Source organism: Edwardsiella piscicida, assembly GCF_021733145.1.
GTDB lineage: Bacteria > Pseudomonadota > Gammaproteobacteria > Enterobacterales > Enterobacteriaceae > Edwardsiella > Edwardsiella piscicida.
Window position 1 is genome coordinate 793,570 of the sequence record NZ_CP090968.1, and the last position, 16,879, is coordinate 810,448.

General features: G+C 60.6%; 19 protein-coding genes. 9 read left to right on the forward strand and 10 right to left on the reverse strand.

The genetic code is table 11. The features are described 5' to 3' along the window. The first annotated feature begins 201 nt into the window (after positions 1–201). Positions 202–1,353 carry a murein transglycosylase A gene (mltA, locus tag L1P05_RS03545; protein WP_012847584.1) on the forward strand — a complete coding sequence of 384 codons (1,152 nt, stop codon included), beginning with the start codon at positions 202–204 and terminating at the stop codon, positions 1,351–1,353. Positions 1,354–1,455: 102 nt separating this feature from the next. Then, the gene (gene tcdA, locus L1P05_RS03550; RefSeq protein ID WP_012847585.1) at positions 1,456–2,271 is read left to right on the forward strand and encodes a tRNA cyclic N6-threonylcarbamoyladenosine(37) synthase TcdA; all 816 of its coding nucleotides are present in this window, start codon (positions 1,456–1,458) and stop codon (positions 2,269–2,271) included. On the opposite strand, the gene csdE is transcribed toward tcdA, so the two are convergent. Then, positions 2,250–2,696, reverse strand: a complete 447-nt coding sequence (gene csdE / locus L1P05_RS03555; protein WP_012847586.1) for a cysteine desulfurase sulfur acceptor subunit CsdE — start codon at positions 2,694–2,696, stop codon at positions 2,250–2,252. The genes tcdA and csdE overlap by 22 nt on opposite strands. Next, positions 2,693–3,901 carry a cysteine desulfurase CsdA gene (gene csdA / locus L1P05_RS03560; RefSeq protein WP_012847587.1) on the reverse strand — a complete coding sequence of 403 codons (1,209 nt, stop codon included), beginning with the start codon at positions 3,899–3,901 and terminating at the stop codon, positions 2,693–2,695. The genes csdE and csdA overlap by 4 nt, the downstream gene beginning before the upstream one ends. Positions 3,902–4,428: 527 nt before the next feature. On the opposite strand from csdA, the gene L1P05_RS03565 reads away from it, so the two are divergent. From L1P05_RS03565 to rlmM, 3 genes are read left to right on the forward strand one after another with little or no spacing between them, the layout of a single operon-like run. Then, a complete protein-coding gene (locus tag L1P05_RS03565) occupies positions 4,429–5,376 on the forward strand; it encodes a transcriptional regulator GcvA (protein WP_012847588.1) in 948 nt (315 codons plus the stop codon). A gap of 12 nt (positions 5,377–5,388) precedes the next feature. After that, complete coding sequence (locus L1P05_RS03570; RefSeq protein WP_015460996.1) at positions 5,389–5,784, forward strand: DUF423 domain-containing protein; 396 nt, start codon at positions 5,389–5,391, stop codon at positions 5,782–5,784. Continuing rightward, positions 5,777–6,901 carry a 23S rRNA (cytidine(2498)-2'-O)-methyltransferase RlmM gene (gene rlmM / locus L1P05_RS03575; protein WP_034168545.1) on the forward strand — a complete coding sequence of 375 codons (1,125 nt, stop codon included), beginning with the start codon at positions 5,777–5,779 and terminating at the stop codon, positions 6,899–6,901. The genes L1P05_RS03570 and rlmM overlap by 8 nt, the downstream gene beginning before the upstream one ends. A gap of 28 nt (positions 6,902–6,929) precedes the next feature. Here rlmM and xni read toward each other — a convergent pair whose 3' ends face one another. The 3 genes from xni to queF all read right to left on the reverse strand — a co-directional run bounded on the left by xni (position 6,930) and on the right by queF (position 10,134). Further along, entirely contained in the window at positions 6,930–7,691 is a 762-nt protein-coding gene (xni, locus tag L1P05_RS03580; RefSeq protein WP_012847591.1) for a flap endonuclease Xni, read from the reverse strand. A gap of 49 nt (positions 7,692–7,740) precedes the next feature. Next, entirely contained in the window at positions 7,741–9,105 is a 1,365-nt protein-coding gene (gene ppnN, locus L1P05_RS03585; protein ID WP_012847592.1) for a nucleotide 5'-monophosphate nucleosidase PpnN, read from the reverse strand. A 183-nt stretch (positions 9,106–9,288) separates the two neighbouring features. Then, positions 9,289–10,134, reverse strand: coding sequence for an NADPH-dependent 7-cyano-7-deazaguanine reductase QueF (gene queF, locus L1P05_RS03590; RefSeq protein WP_012847593.1), 846 nt, complete (start codon positions 10,132–10,134; stop codon positions 9,289–9,291). Between the two features lie 198 nt (positions 10,135–10,332). Between queF and syd the strand changes: the two genes are divergently transcribed. From syd to L1P05_RS03610, 4 genes are all read left to right on the forward strand, one after another. Next, entirely contained in the window at positions 10,333–10,887 is a 555-nt protein-coding gene (gene syd / locus L1P05_RS03595) for a SecY-interacting protein (protein ID WP_012847594.1), read from the forward strand. Positions 10,888–11,519: 632 nt separating this feature from the next. Further along, the gene (locus L1P05_RS03600; RefSeq protein WP_012847595.1) at positions 11,520–11,849 is read left to right on the forward strand and encodes a YqcC family protein; all 330 of its coding nucleotides are present in this window, start codon (positions 11,520–11,522) and stop codon (positions 11,847–11,849) included. A gap of 90 nt (positions 11,850–11,939) precedes the next feature. After that, positions 11,940–12,737, forward strand: coding sequence for a tRNA pseudouridine(65) synthase TruC (truC, locus tag L1P05_RS03605; RefSeq protein ID WP_041692573.1), 798 nt, complete (start codon positions 11,940–11,942; stop codon positions 12,735–12,737). Positions 12,738–12,752: 15 nt separating this feature from the next. After that, positions 12,753–13,205, forward strand: coding sequence for a flavodoxin (locus L1P05_RS03610; protein ID WP_012847597.1), 453 nt, complete (start codon positions 12,753–12,755; stop codon positions 13,203–13,205). 32 nt (positions 13,206–13,237) lie between these two features. Here the strand turns inward: L1P05_RS03610 and L1P05_RS03615 are convergent, their stop codons facing one another. From L1P05_RS03615 to dapD, 5 genes are all read right to left on the reverse strand, one after another. After that, positions 13,238–13,624: a DUF3461 family protein gene (locus L1P05_RS03615; protein WP_012847598.1), complete on the reverse strand. Its 387-nt coding sequence runs from the start codon at positions 13,622–13,624 to the stop codon at positions 13,238–13,240. 232 nt (positions 13,625–13,856) lie between these two features. Next, positions 13,857–14,918 (reverse strand): YncE family protein, encoded by a 1,062-nt coding sequence (locus L1P05_RS03620; protein ID WP_012847599.1) that lies wholly within the window; start codon positions 14,916–14,918, stop codon positions 13,857–13,859. Next, positions 14,908–15,297, reverse strand: a complete 390-nt coding sequence (locus tag L1P05_RS03625) for a DUF305 domain-containing protein (RefSeq protein ID WP_012847600.1) — start codon at positions 15,295–15,297, stop codon at positions 14,908–14,910. Before L1P05_RS03625 ends, L1P05_RS03620 begins: the two co-directional genes overlap by 11 nt. Positions 15,298–15,353: 56 nt before the next feature. Further along, positions 15,354–15,566, reverse strand: a complete 213-nt coding sequence (locus L1P05_RS03630; RefSeq protein WP_012847601.1) for a hypothetical protein — start codon at positions 15,564–15,566, stop codon at positions 15,354–15,356. Positions 15,567–15,998: 432 nt separating this feature from the next. Next, entirely contained in the window at positions 15,999–16,823 is an 825-nt protein-coding gene (gene dapD / locus L1P05_RS03635; RefSeq protein ID WP_012847603.1) for a 2,3,4,5-tetrahydropyridine-2,6-dicarboxylate N-succinyltransferase, read from the reverse strand. Positions 16,824–16,879: the final 56 nt, after the last annotated feature.

Sequence of the window (16,879 nt, forward strand, 5' to 3'; positions counted from 1 at the left end):
ACACGCCATCTGGCGGGATGCAAGATTTTTTTGACAAACATCACCGATCCGCAGTGTGTTCGCGGGAATATTCATCATCTTGATTTAATTTTAATCATGATATGGGTGTGGGTGATTTTTTTATTCGCTCTAATTCCTTTCACGATAGGGGTTTGTTATGGTTCGCCGGTGGTAACCGATTGCAAAAGAAGAAGGCGAGAGATGAAAGGGCGTTGGGGAAAATACGCGGTATGTGGGTTATTGGTGGCGCTGATGGCCGGGTGCTCCTCCCGGCCGACGGATCGCGGTCAGCAGTATAAAGATGGCACCCTGAACCAGCCGTTGGCGCTGGTTAACCATCCGAATGCCAAGGGGAAGCCGGTTAACGGCAAAGACTTCGTGGAGCAGGTGGACGCTATCCGTCAGGCCTCGCCGTCGTTGTATGGCCGTCACGTCGGTAATTTTGAGGCGGTGACCGAATGGCTGATGGCCGGGGCCGATACCCGTAAACTCGCGCAGTTTGGCCTGAACGCCTACCAGATGGAGGGCGTAGATAACTTTGGCAACGTGCAGTTTACCGGGTATTACACGCCGGTGGTGGAGGCGCGTAGCCAGCCCCAGGGGGCGTTTCAGTATCCGCTGTACCGCATGCCGCATAAGCGAGGCCGCCTGCCGGCGCGCTCGGCTATCTACGATGGCGCCCTGGATAACCGCGGCCTGGAGATCGCCTACAGTAACTCGCTGATGGACAACTTTATGATGGAGGTGCAGGGCAGCGGCTACGTCGACTTTGGCGACGGCCAGCCCCTGACCTTTTTTGGCTACGCCGGTAAAAATGGCCATGCCTACCACAGCATTGGCAAGGTGCTGATCGATCGCGGCGAAGTGGCCAAGGCGGATATGTCGATGCAGGCGATCCGTCAGTGGGCCGATGGCCACAGCCGCGCAGAGGTGCGTGAGCTGCTGGAGCAGAATCCCTCGTTTGTCTTCTTTAAGCCGGAGCAGTTTGCACCGGTAAAAGGCGCCAGCGGCGTGCCGCTGATCGCCAAGGCCTCCGTGGCGTCGGACCGCTCGCTGATCCCGGCGGGATCGGTGCTGCTGGCCGAAGTACCGCAGCTCAACGCGCAGGGAAAATTCACCGGGCGCTACCAGATGCGCCTGATGGTGGCGCTGGACGTGGGCGGCGCTATCAAGGGACAGCATTTTGACATTTATCAGGGGATCGGCCCGGAGGCCGGGCACTGGGCTGGCTACTACAATCACTATGGCCGGGTCTGGCTGCTGAAAACGCCGCAGAGCGGCGCGCCGCTGTTTAACGCCTATCACCCGCAGCGCGCTAGCCACGACGGCGGGCAGATGCTGGTACGTAACTGAGGCGCGCGGGATAGGGGACACGAGGGGCATGCGTGCCCCTTTTGTTTTTCTCGCTATCCCCTATACTGCCCGGCAGTTTTCACGCTTGATAGGGGACTTCCCATGACTGCACCATTTTCTGACGCCTATTGGCAACGCTTCAGCGGGATTGCGCGCCTGTATGGCCGCCCGGCGCTAGAGGCGTTCGCCGGCGCCCACTTCTGTGTCATTGGCCTGGGCGGCGTTGGCTCCTGGGCCGTAGAGGCGCTGGCGCGTAGCGGGATCGGCGCCCTTACGCTGATCGATATGGATGATGTCTGCGTGACCAATACCAACCGGCAGATTCAGGCCCTGCGCAGCACCGTCGGGCAGCCTAAAGGCGAGGCGCTGGCCGCACGGATCCGGGAGATTAACCCCGAGTGCCGGGTGACCTGCGTGGATGACTTTATTACCCCGGATAACGTGGCCGCGCTGATCGATGGCCGCTTCGACTATGTGATCGATGCTATTGATAGCGTACGACCCAAGGCGGCGCTGCTGGCGCACTGCCGGCGTAATAAGATCCCGCTGGTGACCACCGGCGGCGCCGGGGGGCAGATCGATCCGACGCGCATTGAGGTGGCCGATCTGGCCAAGACTATTCAGGATCCGCTGGCGGCCAAGCTGCGTGAACGCCTGAAGGCGGATCATCGCATCGTGAAGAACAGCCGGGGAAAGCTGGGCATCGACTGTGTCTTCTCCAGCGAGGCGCTGGTCTATCCGCAGCCGGACGGCAGCGTCTGCGCGCAGCGTAGCACCGCCGAGGGGCCGAAGCGCATGGACTGCAGCGCCGGGTTTGGCTCAGTGACGATGGTGACCGCCAGCTTTGGCTTTGTGGCGGTCTCCCATGCGCTGAAGAAACTGCTGGCTCGCCGCGCTCAGCGCGCCGCGTCGGCGTAGCGGCGCGCAATCGCCGTAACGCCCTGCGCCAGGGCCTGTAGCCCACTGCTGCGCGAGGCGCTCAGCTGCGCCATGATGTTGAGTTCGCCAAACAGCGCCAGCGGATCGCTCTCCAGCACCTGAGCGGGCGTTTTCCCTTCGACGGCGGTCAACAGGATCGCCAGCAGTCCCTTGACGATGCGCCCTTCGCTGTCGCCGTACAGATGCAGGGTGCCATCTTCCCGCTGCTCTCCGTCCAGCCAGACCCGGTTTTCACAGCCTGCGAGCTCCGCCTGCGGGCAGCGCAGCGTGTCATCCAGCGGCGGCAGCTCGCGCGCTAGCAGGATAATCTGGCGGTAGCGATCTTCCCACTGCGTCAGTCCGGCAAAGCGCTGACGCAGGGTCTGCGCGGTGATTTGACGGCCAAAGGGGTGCGGTGCCTTCATAGCGGATCCTCGTTAAGCAGTGAAACGGCGCGGCCGACGGCCTGCACCAGCGCCTGGACATCGGCGGGGGTATTGTAGGGGGCGAAGGCGGCGCGCAGCGTGCCGCTGACGCCAAGGGCCTGCATCAGCGGTGCCGCGCAGTGTGCGCCGCTGCGCAGCGCGACGCCCTGCTCGGCGATCAGGGTATTGAGATCGCTGTGGTGGATCCCGGTAAAGTTAAACGCCAGCAGCGCGCTGTCGGGTGCCCGATAGCTGATAAAGCCGGGCAGCAGGCTCAGCGCCGCCTCCGCCTGCTGCGCCAGCGCGACGCAGTGACGCTCGGCGGCGGGGCGGTCGATCTCTGCCAGCCAGTCAAGGGCGGCGGCAAAGCCGAGCACCCCGGCAATGTTGGGGGTACCCGCCTCGAAGCGGTGCGGCACGGCCTGTTCGGCAAAGCCGTTAAAGTCGGCGTGGGTCAACATCTTCCCGCCGCCCTGCCAGGCGTGCATCTCCTCCAGCAGCGCGCGTTTGCCGTACAGCACGCCCAGCCCGCAGGGACCATACAGCTTATGGGCTGAGAAGGCGTAGAAATCGGCGTCGGCGGCGTGCACGTCAAGGGGGTGGTGTACCACCCCCTGCGCACCGTCGACCATAACGACGCAGCCGCAGGCGTGCGCCTGGGCGATCGCCTGCGCCAGATCCGGGCAGCCGCCGGTGACGTTAGACATTTGCCCCAGGGCCAGCAGGCGTGGGCGCGATTCGAGCAGGGCCGGAAGCTGGGCGAGATCCGGCAGGCCGCGCGCATCGACCGGTAGGCGGACGACCTGAGCCTGGCACTGCTCGGCAACCATCAGCCATGGGATCAGATTCGCATGGTGTTCGGCCTCGCTGACCAGGATCCGATCGCCGGGGCGCAGGCGCGGCCGCAGGTAGCTCTGGGCGACCAGGTTGATCGATTCGGTCGCGCCTTTGCTCCAGATAATTTCATGCTCATCGGCCCCGATCAGCGCCGCCGTCTGACGCCGGGCGCTCTCAAAGCGCTCGGTAAGGCGTCGAGCCGCCGCATGCTGGCTGCGGTGCACCGTGGCGCCGTGGCCGGTGTAATAGGCTTGGATGGCCTCCAGCACCGCCCGCGGTTTCAGGGCGGTGGCGGCGCTGTCCAGGTAAACGCTGTCCGCTCCCAGCGCGGGGAAGTCGCGGCGCAGCGCCATAAAGTCAAACGTCATAGGCGGGATCTCTGTAATACGGCGCGGAAACGGGAGGTAAACCGGCTTCAGGATTAATAAGATTAATCCGAGAGCGGGCTCACAATTTACCGCGGCCCGCGTTGAGCGGACCGGCGCGCGGGCCTTAATGGCGGGCATTTTAAACTGGTAACGGGCGATGATGAAGCGATTGTATGGGCTTTTCCGCGCGGCGGCGTCGAAAAAAAAGCACCGCAACGGGCGGTGCTACTAAATCACTATGGACAGACAGGGTAAATGTACAGGAAGTGAAAAACGGCAGGGGCTCACGCCGCTACCACGTCTGAAAGGTGTCAGACAACTTGCAAACACAACATCACAACCACAAAGCCAAAAGCATTCCTGAAAAGAGTCATTCCTGCTTTTTCGTTCCGGCCTGGGAAGTGTCGCCACTATAGGTATTTGCTGGCCTATCCTCAACGGACAAATTATAATGGCTCGGATAAAAAAAACTAATGTGTAAACATCCGGTTAACCGTGGGTAACCATTTGATAATAAGTGACCCGATATGTCGAAACGATTACCGCCTCTGAATGCGCTGCGCGTCTTTGATGCCGCCGCCAGACATCTGAGTTTTACCAAGGCCGCCGAGGAGCTGTTTGTGACGCAGGCGGCGGTCAGCCATCAGATCAAATCGTTGGAGGATTTTCTGGGGCTGAAGCTGTTCCGCCGCCGCAACCGCTCGCTGCTGCTGACGGAGGAAGGGCAGAGCTATTATCTGGATATTAAAGAGATCTTTTCTGCGCTGAACGACGCGACGCGCAAGCTGCAGGCGCGGAGCGCCAAGGGGGCGCTGACCGTTAGCCTGCCGCCGAGCTTCGCTATTCAGTGGCTGGTGCCGCGGCTCTCCGGCTTCAATAGCGCCTATCCCGGCATCGACGTGCGTATTCAGGCGGTGGATCGTGAGGAGGGTAAGCTGGCGGACGACGTCGACGTCGCCATCTTCTATGGCCGCGGCCACTGGCCGGGGCTGCGGGTCGAGCGACTGTATGCCGAATATCTGATGCCGGTCTGTTCGCCGCAGCTGCTGCTGGGGGAACATCCGCTAAAAGATCCGGCCGATCTGGCTTATCATACGCTGCTGCACGACACGTCGCGCCGCGATTGGCTGGCCTATACTCGACAGCTCGGCCTGCAGCACATCAACGTGCAGCAGGGGCCGATCTTCAGCCACAGTGCGATGGTGGTGCAGGCCGCCGTACACGGCCAGGGGATTGCGCTGGTCAATAATGTGATGGCGCAGACGGAGATCGAGGCCGGGCGCCTGGTCTGCCCGTTCAATGACGTCCTGATCAGTAAAAACGCCTTTTATCTGGTTTGCCAAGACGCGCAGGCAGATTTGGGTAAAATAGCCGCTTTTCGCCAGTGGATACTGGCCAGAGCCGCTGGTGAGCAGGAGAAATTCCGCTTCCGCTATGAATCGGATGGCGCCGGCGTGCGTCAGGAAAAAGAGTGAAAAGGTCGCGTAATGAGTAGCCGTTCCATGATTTTGTTCGCCGCGATTAGCGGTTTTATCTTTGTGGCGCTGGGCGCATTTGGCGCCCACGTTTTGAGTAATACGCTGGGGGCCAAAGAGATGGCCTGGCTGCATACCGGTCTGCAGTACCAGGCGGTGCATACGCTGGCGATCCTGGGCCTGGCGGCGCTGATGCTGCGTCGCAGCAATCTGTGGTTTTACTGGAGCAGCGCCCTGCTGGCGCTGGGAACCGTGCTGTTCAGCGGCAGTCTTTACTGTCTGGCGCTATCGCAGCTTAAAATTTGGGTGTATATCACACCGATCGGCGGCACCTGCTTCCTGATTGGCTGGGTATTGATGTTGATTGGCGCGATGCGCATGGGAAAGAGGGCGGAACGCCATGAATAGACTTGCTTTGTATTGCCGTCCTGGCTTTGAGAAAGAGTGTGCGGCGGAGATCACCGATAAGGCGGCGGCCCTTGAGGTGTACGGTTTTGCCCGGGTGAAAGAGAACAGCGGCTACGTGCTGTTCGAGTGCTATCAGCCGGAGGATGCAGACAAACTGGCGCGCAAGCTGCCGTTCCGAGAGCTGATCTTTGCCCGTCAGATGCTGGTGGTCGGCGAGCTGCTGAAGGATTTGCCGCCGGAGGATCGCATCGCGCCGATCTGCGGCATGCTGCTGGGGGTTGTCGATGGCGGCGGTGAGCTGCGCGTCGAGGTGCCGGACACCAACGAAAGCAAAGAGCTGCTGAAGTTCTGCCGCAAGTTCACCGTGCCGCTGCGCGCGGCGCTGCGCGAGCAGCGTACTCTGCTGCGCCAGGAGAACCCCTATCGTCCGGTGGTGCACGTGCTGTTTATTGCGCCGGGCTGCTGCTATGTCGGCTACTCGTATAGCGATAATAACTCGCCGTTTTACATGGGGATCCCGCGCCTGAAATTTCCTGCCGACGCCCCCAGTCGCTCTACCCTCAAGCTGGAGGAGGCATTCCACGTCTTTATTCCCGCCGATGAGTGGGATGAGCGTCTGGGCAGCGGCATGCGCGCCGTCGATCTGGGGGCTTGCCCCGGCGGCTGGACCTATCAGCTGGTGCAGCGCAGCATGATGGTGCAGGCCATCGACAATGGCCCGATGGCGCCGAGCCTGATGGATACCGGGCAGGTGACCCATCACCGCGCCGATGGCTTCCGCTTTACGCCGGAGGGGGATAACGACTGGCTGGTGTGCGATATGGTCGAGAAGCCGGCCAAGGTTTCGGCATTGATGGCGCGCTGGCTGGTCAACGGCTGGTGTCGGGAGGCTATCTTCAACCTGAAGCTACCGATGAAGAAGCGCTACGAAGAGGTGAGCCAGAATTTGGCCACGCTGGCGCAGGTGCTGAAAGAGAACGGCATCAATGCGCAGATTGCGGCCAAGCAGCTGTATCACGATCGCGAAGAGGTGACGGTGCACATTCGACGCATCTGGGGCGCCATTCCCGGTCGCCGCGACGAGCGGGAGTTCCGCCGCCGCGAACAGCGCGATTAATCCCCGCGCCGCCGCCGTTCGGCGGCGGCTACGCTCGGCCGGTCAGGCGCAGCTGCTGCAGATTGCCGTGCAGCGCCAGGTCGGTCTGCAGCGTTGCGACGCGGCGGCAGATCTCCGCCATCTCCCGCTGCTCGGTCAGGCGCTGACGCCAGCGTTCGGGCGCCTGCGCCAGGCGCTGGTAGAGCGTCTCCAGCGATCCGAACTCCTTCAGTAGCGCGGCGGCGGTCTTGGCACCGATGCCGCTGACGCCGGGGATCTTGCTGCTGCCGATCCCCGCCAGCCCCCAGAAGTCCGTCAGCTGCTGCGGCGCTACGCCAAACTCGCGCTGTACAAACGGCAGATCCAGCCAGCGCTTTTGAAAATAGTCGCGGATTTGGATCTGCGGCGAGAGCAGCTGGCAGTAGCCTTTGTCGGTCGAGACGATCGTCACCCGATGTCCGCTCTGCGCCACTTTGTGCGCCAGCGTGGCGGCCAGATCGTCCGCCTCGTTGCCGGGGCTGTGCCAGCAGGCGACGCCCAGGGCGGTAAACGCGGCGCGCAGGCTCTCCATCTCCTGCGCTAGGTCGTCCGGCATCGCCTGACGACCGGCCTTATAGCCGGGGAGCAGCTGATGACGCCAGCTCTCTGCGCGATCGTCGTGGTCAAACACGGCGACGGCGTGGCTGGGCGTGGTATGACCCAACAGCTGGCGCAGCGCCGCGCCGCAGGCGTCGCCGCAGGGAGAGCCCTGCACGGCGTGAATGCGGCGGATTAGATTGAGGGCATCGACGATTAACAGATGGATGGACATAGCGATTTAACCGGATTAGCGGGGCGGCGGCGCGCCCCGGAGTAAAAACTCAGCGGACGATCTGGTAGCAGGGCACATAGGCCGAGCCGGGCAGCTTCATGCGCTGCTGGGCGACAAAGCCCTGCAGCAGACGGTCCATGTGCTGCATCATCTGCGGATCGCCGTGCAGCTTAAACGGCCCGTGCTCGGCGATGGCGCGGATCCCCGCCTCTTTCACGTTGCCGGCAACGATGCCGGAGAAGGCGCGGCGCAGGGCGGCGGCAAGCTGCTCCGGCGACTGATTGGGGTGCAGGTTAAGGTTGGCCATATTGTCGTGGGTCGGCGCAAACGGCATCTGCAGATCGGCGCTGATCTTCAGCGACCAGTTAAAGCTGTAGAAGTCGCCGCTCTGGCGCCGGTTCTCTTTCACCCGCGGCATGGCGAGCTTCATGCGCCGCGCCACTTCGGCCGGATCGTCAATGATAATCTGGTAGTGGCGGCGCGCCTGCTCGCCCAGCGTATTGACGATAAAGTCATCCAGCACGCGGAAATAGTCGGCGCTCTCCTGCGGGCCGGTCAGAATCAGCGGCAGCACCTGGCTACGGTTTTCTGGATCCATCAGGATCCCCAGCAGGTACAGCAGCTCCTCCGCCGTGCCTACGCCGCCGGGGAAGATGATGATGCCGTGACCGAATCGGACAAAGGCCTCCAGCCGTTTTTCAATATCCGGCATGATGATGAGCTCATTGACCAGCGGATTGGGCGGTTCGGCGGCGATGATCGAGGGTTCGGTCATGCCGATGAAGCGTCCCTCGTGGTAGCGCTGCTGGGCGTGGCCGACGGCGGCCCCCTTCATCGGCGCCTCCATGGCGCCGGGTCCGCAGCCGGTGCAGATGTTCAGCTCGCGCAGCCCCAGCTGATTGCCGACCTGGCGCCCATACTGGTATTCGATTTCACTGATCGAGTGGCCGCCCCAGCAGACGATCATGTTAGGTTCATCGCCAACGTGCAGCGAGCGGGCGTTGCGCAGTATCGAAAACACCAGGTTGGTGATGATGGTCGGGTTTTCCAGATCCAGCGCCTGGGCGCGCTGGGCGCTCATCAGTTGGCCGTTAACAAACAGAATATCGCGCAGGACCGCAAACAGGTTAGCCTGCAGGGCCCGGATGATACGCCCGTCGACGAAGGCCTCCTCCGGCGGGTTGACCAGCTCCAGCTTGACGCCGCGTTCACGGCGTAGCACGTTGATATCAAAGGTTTCAAAGCGAGACAGCAGCTCAGTGCTGTTGTCCGTTTTTGCGCCGGAGTTGAGCACGGCAAGGGAGCAGTTACGGAACAGGCGGTACAGGTCGCTGCTGGCGGTGCGCTTCAGCATGTCCACTTCCATCTGTGACAACAGATCCATCGATCCCAACGGGCTGATGTGTGTAATCAAAATCTCTCCTAGGCATCTAAACGATGCGGTTACCGCGTCGCCGTGGGCGTTGCTGCGGCCGGCGTCTTACTCTGGGCGGCGCGCATCGGCGCCGTGTCGTTTTCACCTTACCGTGCGCGCTGGCGTCTTGCCAAGACTATCGGGGAAAAATGCCAAAAATCAACGCCTCTCCGCAACTATTGGCTATTGGCGCGCCAGGCGCCCGCGGGGCGGCTGAAACGGGATGTTGCTGCGCCAGGGGTTGATATCCAGCCCGCCGCGCCGCGTGTAGCGGGCGTACACGCTGAGCGCCTCTGGCCGGCAGAAACGCTGAATATCGTTGAAAATCCGCTCTACGCACTGCTCGTGGAACTCATTGTGGTGGCGGAACGAGACCAGATAGCGCAGCAGCGCCTCGCGGCTGATGGCTGCGCCGCGGTAGCGGATCATCACGGAGCCCCAGTCGGGCTGATGGGTTATCAGGCAGTTGGACTTCAGCAGATGGCTGACCAACGTCTCTTCGACCTGGCGCGCCGGATCGGCGGCGTTTTCCAGCAGGGTGGCGTCGAAGCAGTAGCTGTCGATGCGGATGGGCTGGTCGTCAATGCACTCGCCGGGGAGCGCGGCGATAGGCTGGCCTTCGACCTGCGACAGGCGTAGCAGGGTGACGCTGACCCCCCCCTGGGCACAGTGGGCCAGGTCACGCTGTAGCGTGCGCTGCACCGTTTCCCAGTCGGCGAAACGGGTTTGGTTAAAGCTGTTGAGATAGAGCTTGAAGCTCTTTGATTCGATCAGATTGGCGCCGTAGGCATCCAGCGCGACCTCGGCCAGGGCGACCTGCGGCAGGCCGTTGGCGTTGAGCCAGGAGAGTTCATACAGGGTCCAGATATCGGCGCCGTGGAACGGCAGCGCGTCGGGGTAGAGCCCCAGCGGTTCGCGGTTCATGCTGCGCGGTACGGCCTGCAGCAGCGAGGCATCATACTGGTCGCGGTATTCGGTGGCCTTGCCCAGGGTCAGGGAGGTGAGCGCCGGGTTCTCTTGGTATGACATACGGTTAACCTGTGGTGAAAGCGGCTGTGCGCGGTGCGACAGCAGGGTACAATGGGAAACCGGCGCAGAGGCCGGTCATCGCTTGCCGCAGTTTACCACCGCCAGGCGGTATCCCGTAACTGTGGGCGTGGGTCTTCTGCGCTGCGCCGATGCGACGGCGCGTGATGGGATGCAGCCTCAAGAGACAGAGAGAATATTATGGAGCATCAGGTTTCCGCCGCCCTGCGTGAATTTACTCAGCGCTATGTGGCGCAGTGGCAGCAGCAGCACGGCGACTGGCCGGCCAGCCATGCGCTGTACGGTATTCCGTCCCCCTGCGTGGTTTACAGTCGCGACGACTGCGTGTTCTGGCGTCCCGAGCCGGGGCGCGGGGAGGATCTGGAGGGCATTGGCCGGGCACTGGATATCCAGCTGCACCCGTCGTTGGCGCCGTTTTTTACCACCCAGTACGCCGGCGATATGCGCGCGCGCTGGAACGAGATCGAGATGGATCTGGTGCAGGTTTGGAGCGAGGATGACCTGCAGCGCCTGCAGGAGAACCAGATAGGCCATTTGGTCACTCAGCGTCGTCTGAAGCTGTCGCCGACCCTGTTTCTGGCCAGCACGGCGGATGAGCTGAGCATGGTGACGCTGTGCAACCTGAGCGGTAGCGTCTTGCTTGAGCAGTTTGGCAGCCCGCAGCGGCGGGTGCTGGCGCAGACGCTGACCGAGTTCCTGGCGGAGTTGCAGCCACTGGCGCAGGAAGTAGGGTAACGGCGGCTCGGCGTGTGAGAGATCTCTTACACGCACTGTGAGAGATCTCGTTTTATTATCTGATTATTTTGCGAAGCGCCGTAGTAAATTCGATAGTTATCATGATATTAAAATTCAAAGATTACGTAAGTATCACATATGTAAGACAATATCCCCATTGCTAAACCTGCGAAAATCGGCGAAAGTAAACACATCGAAAGGGATGTCGCCGGATTAAGGACACATCAGGATGATGTAGTCTCAGGATGAGGCGAGGACCCGCCCAGGATGGGCGAAAGGATGTACCGCAGGACGTCGGTCAGGATATTTCAGGATGAAATAAGGGACACCTCCAGGAAGGAGACTGAGAGCCGGTTTGGATGGCCGGTGTGTCAGGATGACTGAGGGATATCGCCCGGATGGCGAACAGGACGCAGGCAATGGAGTGTCCGGAAAAGGAAATCCGCAGGGAAAAGTTTTCACGGATGAGCAGGGAGCACGTTGTGTAGCGGGACTGCTATAAAACGAATCAGGGGGTGCTGCATGGCAGCACCCCCTCTTTTTTGCGTCCGCGTTCTCCCGCCCGGTTTGGGCGCGGTGCCCTCGGTGGTATGCTGGCGCGATTTTCCCATTAGACCGTAAGAGAGTCCGTCATGAGTGATTACGCCATCGTACACGGCCATTTACAGCAGATCGAAGCCCAGATGCGTGCGCTGTCTCTGTGGCAGGTGCAGGCGCCCGCCGCCGACGCCCTGGCAAGCCAGGAGCCGTTCTGCGTCGATACCCTGGAGGCGGCCGAATGGCTGCAGTGGGTCTTTTTACCGCGCATGCACGCTCTGCTGCTCTGCAGAGCACCCCTGCCGCAGCGGATGGCGATCGCCCCCTATATCGAGATGGCTTACCCGCAGGATCTGGCGCGGGTGGCTCCGCTGCTGGCGGCGCTGCAGCGTCTGGATCGGCATCTCGGCGGCGATCCGCAGTAGTCGGGGAAACCGCCGCGCTGCGCGCCAGATTGCGCCACCGGCGGGTTATGCTGTAAGGTGCTGCGTTTTTTCTTTTTGTCGGGTATCGGGATGGAAATTATTTATCAGGATGAGCATCTGGTGGCAATCAATAAGCCTGCCGGGTGGTTGGTTCACCGCAGCTGGCTGGATCGCAAAGAGAAGGTGGTAGTGATGCAGACGGTGCGCGATATGCTCGGGCGCCATGTCTATACCGTTCATCGCCTGGATCGGCCGACCTCCGGGGTGCTGCTGCTGGGGCTGTCGAGCGAGGTGGCGCGCGCGCTGGCCCAGCAGTTCGAACAGCATCAGATCCATAAAGTCTACCATGCGGTGGTCCGCGGCTATCTGCAGGGGGAGGCGCTGCTCGACTACCCGTTGACGCCGGAGCTGGATAAGATCGCCGATCGTTTCCGCTCTCCCGATCGCGCTCCGCAGCCGGCGCAGACCCACTACCGTGGGCTGGCGACGGCGGAGGTGCCGCTGGCCATTGGCCGTTACCCGACGTCACGCTTTAGCCTGGTCGAGCTGATGCCGCAGACCGGGCGCAAGCACCAGCTGCGTCGCCACATGGCGCACCTGCGCCACCCGATCATCGGCGATACCGCACACGGCGACCTGCGCCAGAATCGCGGCGTCGCTGCCCACTTTGGCACGCCCGGTTTAATGCTGCACGCCAGCGAACTGCGCCTGACGCACCCGGTGAGCGGTGAGGCGCTGTGCCTGCGGGCCGGCCTGGATCTGCGCTGGCAGGAGCTGATGGACGGACTGGGTTGGCAAGCCTATCTCCCTGAACTTGATCGGGTTGAGTTTATGCCCGATTGCCCTCAGGATAGAGCGGATGAGACAGAGACCGGCCAAGAGGCCTGACAGAAGGAGTGGGCAATGGCGCAAGTGGGCATTTTTGTGGGAACCGTATACGGTAACGCGCTGATGGTGGCGGAAGAGGCGCAGGCCATTCTGCAGCAGCAGGGGCACCAGGTGACGCTGTTTGAGGAGGGGACGCTGGCCGACTGGCAGCGCTATGCCCAGCAGCATATCCTGGTCGTGACGTCGACCACCGGGCAAGGCGACCTGCCGGATACGCTGGCGCCGCTGTTTACGGCGCTGCGCGATGGGGTAGGGCAGCAGACGGCGCTACGCTATGGGCTGATCGCGCTGGGCGACAGCGGCTTTGCCCATTTCTGCGGCGCCGGACATCAGTTTGATGCGCTGCTGCAGGCGCAGGGGGCGACCCGCCTGGGCGAACTGCTCGAGGTGGATGCCCAGCAGGCGCCGGAGCCGGAAACGGTCACCTCTCCGTGGGTCAGCGCCTGGGCACAGCGCTTAGGCGAGTAAACGCTGTACGCTGTCGCCGCGCGGCGGCGGCGCTATTTACCGGTGAGTTTCTCCAGATCGGCCTCGATCTCGGCGATCTTATTGGCGACCACGCTCTCCAGATGGCGCAGATCGTCCAAGATTTTGCGCTTCAGATCCTCCTCCTGACGATCGCGCAGGCACAGGCGATCCAGCTCCTCGATGACATAGCGCAGATTGGGGCTGATCTCGCTGATCTCCCGCACCCCCTGGCTGTCATTGTCACTCAGAATCGTTTTACGCTGGCGTGGGTATTTAAACTTCACGCTCTTGGCAAAGAATTCGCCCTTATCCTTGCGGAAGTAAATTTTCAGAATGTCGTTGTTAGCCTCCTGACGCAGGCTATAGCGATCGATCTCTTCCGGTTGGGTAATCCCCAGGCTTTTCAGGTTGTCATACATAGTGGCACCTTTCATGCGTTAACGCGTCGACTTCGCCAGCGAAGGTTCCTGGCGGAATGAATACGGCCGCGGCGGTGAGTGGTCGTTTTTTAATAAATAGCAAAGCAGGTAAGGGCGGTGAAAGTATACATGCGGTGAACCATTTTGCCTGTGATACAAGAGGGATTATTGCGCTCTTTTACGCCGTGGGACGGCGGAAGAGAGGGGTGCCCAGGCGCGGGCACCACCGTATTTAGCGGCGAGGGCCGCGAAAGGCAGGCTCCGTGGCGATATTTTGACGGAGGGTTGCGATATTACCCGTGGCGTTGGCGGCGTACACGAGCGCCTGCGGTAGGGCTCCAACGGCCGTTTTAGCGGTAATGGTATCGCTGACGGGATCGATCACCTGCAGGGTATCGCTGACCTCGTTGACGAAGAAGACCTTGTCTCCTTGGGCGCTGGCCCAGATACCATGCGGCAGGGTTTCTGCCGCGATCTTCTTGAGCAGCTTCGCCTTATTGTTACTGTAATCGTAAACGTATACGGCGTTCTCTCCCCCAACCGTCACATACGCCTTACCGTTGGCAAAACCGATGTGATTGCTGATTTTCCCCGTGGCAAAGGTTTCGATGATCTCATGTGTTCGGGTGCTGATACGCGTGATTTTACCAATATCTTTATGGTCGACCCACACTTCGCTCCCGTCGGGGATCGTGTTGATGAAGGGGGAGAAGTGGGACGCCAGCGTGAGCGTTTTGACCACCGCTTTGCTGGCTCTGTCCACGATCCAGAAGTGGTTATCGAAGCTGGAGCTGATATAGGCATAGCGATCGTCGTGGCTGAAGGCGACCATCCCCGGTCCCGACGCCAGCTCGATACGCTGCTTCTCTTTGCCGCTGTCGCTGTCGATGACCGAAATGTGGTTTTCACCGCGCACCGTCACCCAGATCTCTTTTTCATCATAGGTATAGCGAGGCTCATGGGGATTGCGACCGACATAGAGGGTATCGATCCGTCGGCCGCTGTCCGTGTCGATACGAACGACCGAATTCGTGACGGTGGAGACGATGGACAGCTCTTTTCTCTGCGGCGCGTAGGATAAACCGTGTACGTTAATTTCACCATTATACAGCGGGCTGTACAGGCGTTTATCGCCGGCGGGGTATCCTAGCCGAATATCGCCAATTTTCTGTGCGGTATCTGCATCGATCACGGATACCGTATTGTCATTTTGGTTGGCGGAGTAGACTACATCGGCAGCCTGGGCGTTGAACGCCGTGCAGGATAATATCCAGAGCAGAGTGCTAGTGCGCATTTTTCTTTTCCTTGATTAATTGATTCATAATGGCGATTTCATTCTCTTGCTCCGTGATAATGGAGAGCGCCATATTCTGCACTTCTTTATCCTGCGAGGTTTCCAGAATAAGCCTGGACATATCAATGGCTCCCTGGTGATGGGGTATCATCATTATCATGAAGTCAATATCTTTATTGCCCGTCAGTGCAACCTCGCTCATTCCCTGGTGCATCTCGACCATGATTTTATCCATCTTGGTAATAAACGCGGGGTCATCCTGATAATGCGCATGCGGGGTGGCGGTATGGGGATGGCCTCCCGACTGCGCCCAGGCGGCCGGCAGATAAAATAATGGCGTAAATAGGCTCGCAAGAAAGAGGTTATATATATGTTTCATACGGATTCACCGGTGCTGTGTCGATCTGCTTGGCGCAGTGGATGCGAGAGTAACGATTATTTCGCTATCTCTTCCATGAGTGGCATGGCGTCATCTTGCTTCTCGTGAGGATGACAGGGGCAATGGTTATCATCCTGGCCTGCCTTCGGCTGCTCTGCCACTGACGGTGCGCCGTCCGTATGGGAATGTCCTTCGTGGGCCGCGGCGTTTTGCAGAAAAAAGCAGAATGGCATCAGTGCCGTTAATAATATTTTTTTATTATGTTTCATGGCTTCACTCCTGTGATTTATAAATTATCTGTGATGTATTAATGCGTGGAACTTAAACAGCGTGAATAAGGGGAATTAACGCTGTGTTATGTAAATGTAACATGGTGTTTTTGGGCGCAGTGATTATCACAGAAAGTTTATATTATGCGGATGCGCTCTATTTCGGCCGGACGCGCGGAGAGACGATATTGACTTTATGCTGGAGGGGCGATGGGCGATGGGCGATGGGCGATGGGCGATGGCGATGGCGATGGCGTAGCGGCCGGACGTGCGGCGGCGACGTTATTGACCCCGTGCGAGGCGAGCGTTATCACCGGCTCTGCGGTAATGCGGTAATGCGGTAATGCGGTAATGCGGTAATGCGGTAAAGGCGTCGCGGTGCGGTGGCGAGCGGCCGCCCGGCGCTAGGCCGAGCGGCTGGGAGAATGGGGCTTAGTCGATGGTGCGCAGCAGCTCGTTGATGCCGACCTTGCCGAGCGTCTTGGCATCCACTTTCTTGACGATAACCGCGCAGTACAGGCTGTAGTCGCCGCGTTTAGAGGGGAGGTTGCCGGAGACGACCACGGAGCCGGCCGGTACACGACCGTAGTGAACCTCGCCGGTTTCACGGTCATAGATCTTGGTGCTCTGTCCGATAAAGACCCCCATCGAGATAACCGAGCCCTCTTCCACGATAACCCCTTCGACCACTTCAGAGCGGGCGCCGATGAAGCAGTTATCTTCGATGATGGTCGGGTTGGCCTGCAGCGGCTCCAGTACGCCGCCGATGCCGACGCCGCCGGAGAGGTGAACGTTTTTACCGATCTGGGCGCAGGAGCCGACGGTGGCCCAGGTATCGACCATGGTGCCTTCGTCAACGTAGGCGCCAATGTTGACGTAGGAGGGCATCAGTACGGTATTGCGGGCGATGAAGGCCCCCTGGCGAACGGAGGCCGGCGGTACGACGCGGAAGCCCTCGCGCTGGAAGCGGGCTTCGTCATAGTCGGCGAACTTCATCGGCACTTTGTCGTAGAAACGGGTTTCTGCGCCTTCCATCAGGCGGTTGTCGTTAATGCGGAAAGAGAGCAGCACCGCCTTCTTCAGCCACTGGTGGGTGACCCACTCGCCGTTAATTTTTTCTGCAACGCGCAGGGCGCCGCTGTCGAGCAGGGCGATGACCTGGCTGACGGCTTCACGGGTGATGCTGTCGGCGTTGGCCGGGGTGATCTCGGCGCGGCGCTCAAAGGCGTTTTCGATAACTGTCTGTAACTGCTGCATCCTGTCTATATTCCCCTCGTAATATCAACCGTTCCGCCGGCGCCGGATCTGGCGCG